We start from the raw sequence: 3,892 nt of genomic DNA on the forward strand, positions 1-3,892 counted from the left end.
AAACATTTTCTACATCGCCTCGCTCAGGGAACGCGAATCAGCTCGATTCCACTGATGAGTGACTCGCCTGCGGTTGCTTCCAGGTTCAGTGTCAGGCTGCCGTCGATCTTGATGTTATCAAACTGCCGGGTGATTCCCGTCATCGGCTGCTTTGCTTCCGCCAGGATGTCGAATTGACTCAGCACCTGCTGCCCCTGGAGCGAGATGTTCTGCAGGCGCTGTCCGGGTTGGAGAGCGTCCACTTCCGCGAAGTAGAGCTGAACCTTATAAATGCCCGGCTTGAGGTCGTGCAACGTCAGCTCCTTTAGTCCTTGTACCGTCGACGCAGCGACCCACGGCCAGACCTCGCCGGTCTGCATCCAGTTTGTGTGCCGATAACGGTAGAGCGGATCTTTTGGTTTTGTTTCGACACGAATTTTCGGAGAGGGACCACCAATGGACGGGTAATCGAGCCAGAGTGTTCCCGCACGCGTTTTTCGATCGCCGGGGGCGCCCAGGTTCAATCCAATACGCTGAATCGACGCAGGTTCGATTTTGTCATCGCCCCACGATGACCACTGCTCGTGACTTTCCGGCATCGCCACCATCGACAGCCCTGCAGGTAACGGATAACTGCAGGTGCAACCGTCATAAAAATACGGCACATTCAACAGACCTCCCGAGGGAATAATGCTGTTGGTACAACCGCTGCGCGGGCCACTAATAAAAACCGTTCCGCTTTCCAGGCTCTTATCATAATAGGCGGCCGTCCCGCTTCTTAAAGTGAAGAATAAACCGTAATCGACTCCCCCATCGCAGCCATACATTTTTGGGAATACGCGCGGTTCTTCTAAACCAGTGAGCGGGTTAGTGCGTTTGCCTGCCACGGGTGGATCAGGGTTGAGTATTTTTTTCTGGTGCGGCGCGTGATAGTAGCTTGACTGAGCGCCGGCAGGGTTTGCCGGCAGATTTTTCCGGAGCGTCGTCTGTTCTGTTTGTGTCAGTACGCGCCCTGTGTAGATATCGGAGAGCACAGGAGGGAGTAACGGATAATCAAGTTTATAATCGCCTCGGAGCCGAACTTGCGACCAGTCTTTCGGACGGGAGACCATCGTGCCGTTAAAGAAATGCGGCTGAGGAGAGCGTTTGAAGTGCGAGAGCGTATCGTCAAACCAGAGTACCCCCAGTGGAAAACGGACGAGGCTGTCTTCGCAGTGTTCGTAGTTCCCCCGGTAGTCGGCGGCTCCCGGCAAAGCGCCAGGTCGCCGAACCAGAGCCTGCCCTGCAAACTCTGCCAACTCAAAATTGCCAGGATTCAACGCTTTTAAATTCTCTGCCGTGGCAAAGCCGGTATCCCGCTTGATGCCCAACGCCGCGACTCCACCAAAGGGGCGCAGCGACTGTAACAGCGTGTCCCAGGTTTCGGCGATCGCAGAGGGAGTTTCTGTGACGATGACCGTCGCCAGATAGGGGGGCAGATTCAACGTTTTCGTGTCGCAGTTTATGACGGCCGCCCGCGTTCCATACTCGTTCGCACGCTGCAACTCACTGCGGAGTTGATCAACGCGTTCTGCATCGTCCGCAAAGACAATCACATGATAGTTCGATTCGCGCAGCAGCGCTTTCACCAGCGCCCCCTCTTTCAGACCGACCACAAAGGCAATTCCCTCAGGGCCCGACGCTTCATGAATCAATGCTTTGGAAAACCGGGTCGCTTCCGGCGTTGTAGAAAGTGCGACCGGGTTCTGTTTCCAATGTTTGACGGGTGTCGCTGTGGCCGCGTCGGGCTTTTCGAAGCAGTAGAGGCTTCCGTTGCGCGTTGAAACAAACAGTCTGCCATCGGCGACAATCATGGAATGAATGGTTCCTTCAACGCCGTCTAATTTGTCGTCGAACTTGAAGGATCGATCGCCCGCCTGAATCGTACGGCTGACATTTTGTTTGCCCAACCCCTCATTCACTTTGTCTTCGTGCTGTTGGCTATTCACCACTTTATCGAAAGTCACTGTTCCGCGGCGGACCGCTTTCGCGGTATCCGGATCCAGGGAAGCGAACCAGCCTCCGGGAAGCCTTCCCGCATCGGGAAGTTGAAATTCAATCAGCGCACCGGTCTTACGATTCAATCGCGCCGGGTAGGCGGTCGAACAGGGCACGATCAGTTCATCGTCATTGACGACCAGATAACCCTGCGGTGCCAGTCCCCCGATGGCGTGTGTATTATGTGGTTGCTGGCCGAACAGATAACCGAGCCGCTCGTTGCGCCAGATCAGATCGCCTGTCTCGATATCCATCGCATAGACAAACACCCCTTCGAACGGCCAGACGCCGGCGGCGAAGTAGACCGTCCCTTCTGAAACCACAGGACCTCCCCGAACGGGCCACACGGAAATCAACCGCCGATTCCCCAGCAGGCGGCGTTCGTTGGGAACCGCCTGATGTTTCCAGCGCAAATGCCCCGTCGATAAATCTACACAATAGAACCAGCCATCATCTGATCCAAAACAGACCGCGTTTTTCCAGACCGCGGGCGCCAATCGAACGGGCCCCTCTGTCTGATACACCCAGAGTTCGCGGCCTGTTGCTGCTTCGTAGGCCGTCACACAGTCATTACGGGATGAAGCGACCAGAAGTTTTCCGTCAGCCACAATCGGTTCGTAACCGGCGTCAAACTGTAAACGCGAGCTGTGATAAGCGGGTGAAATTTCCGGCAGATGTCGCACCCATTTGAGTGCGTGCGTTTCCGGAAGCGATTCCGCCGTCACGCCGGTGCGTCCCGCATTTTGTCGCCACATCGGCCAGTCAGCGGCACCGGTTTTTTCTGCTTCGACAGCAAACACAAAAGCCAGACAGCAGGCGACAATCAGGGAATAAAAACGGGGTAACAGGAAATAGTTCATCATGCGAGCGGCTTCTATTCAGGAGAGATCTTCAGGAAGGATCGAGTTTCAGGAGTTTTGATTCCAACAGGAATTGATTCAACAGACACTTTCGCGAATCCTAACGGGCTTCGGCGGAACGCGCGTAAATTTTGACATCATCTACCACCGCACTGTGAGGCACCGCCAGACGCAGCAAACGTTTCGTGGGATGTGCCATCCCTTCCGACGAAAATGAGCCGACCTGTTTCCCATCAATGGTTACCGTCAGCGTATCGCCGGTCACGGTGACCAGTAAGTCATACCATTTGCCGGTTTCCAGTTTGTTGGGAAATCGTTTTGTTTTCGTCTTCAGCAATTCCTTCATTTCCGGAGGCAGCTTGCCGGCTAGTCTCAGCTCGCGCGTTTTTAAGTCCATATTTCCCGTCTTCAGGTCGGTCAACTCCACATTTTTGGTACTGACTTTCGCGACGAACAAATGGCCGGCATGCACGGGCTTAAATTTCAGATCCGCAAAGTTCAGCCCCAGGCTGTCCTGATCATCTTCGAGCATGAACCGCAGCGCGATCGCCCCGTCTTTGAACTCGGCAGGGTGCGTCACGGAGACCGCATGGTCCGCCGCCTTGTGAATATAAATATACATCGCGCCATTTTTGAGATCGACCTGCTTATTCCCTTTGGCGCGGGTGCGACTGTTCGACCCCCAGCCCTTACCGATTTCATCTTTTGTTTCCTGAGACTCGGTCCGTTCGAAATCATCTTCAAAAATCAATGTGCCTCGGTCGTCAGCAAAAACAGCAGCAGACAAACAGACAAAAAGTGTCCAGGCGGAAATGAGTTGTCGTTTCACAGGTTGTTACCTTTTCAATAAAGGGAGCGCTGACAGCGTTGAGCAATCAAGAGACGATATCCAAAATCACAGCCTTCCATTCTACTAAGTTTCACCAGAAATGCGTTATTTTTTATTGACAAGATAAAAAAGAGGTCGGCGACTGTGTTGAAATTTGTCAGGATGAAAGGCGTGTTTTAAATTCCAG

General features: G+C 53.8%; 2 protein-coding genes. Both read right to left on the bottom strand.

Annotated elements, in window-relative coordinates:
- Nucleotides 1-23: 23 nt before the first annotated feature.
- Nucleotides 24-2,879, bottom strand: coding sequence for a PQQ-binding-like beta-propeller repeat protein (locus Q0294_RS08205; protein ID WP_299463154.1), 2,856 nt, complete (start codon nt 2,877-2,879; stop codon nt 24-26).
- A gap of 97 nt (nt 2,880-2,976) precedes the next feature.
- Nucleotides 2,977-3,663, bottom strand: coding sequence for a hypothetical protein (locus Q0294_RS08210; protein ID WP_366917926.1), 687 nt, complete (start codon nt 3,661-3,663; stop codon nt 2,977-2,979).
- Between the last annotated feature and the right edge of the window lie 229 nt (nt 3,664-3,892).

Source organism: uncultured Gimesia sp. (assembly GCF_937919775.1).
Classification (GTDB): Bacteria; Planctomycetota; Planctomycetia; order Planctomycetales; family Planctomycetaceae; genus Gimesia.

Coding starts and splice junctions, on each gene's coding strand:
- Q0294_RS08205 (WP_299463154.1), bottom strand. CDS start 2,879: ATGATGAACTATTTCCTGTTACCCCGTTTTTATTCCCTGATTGTCGCC.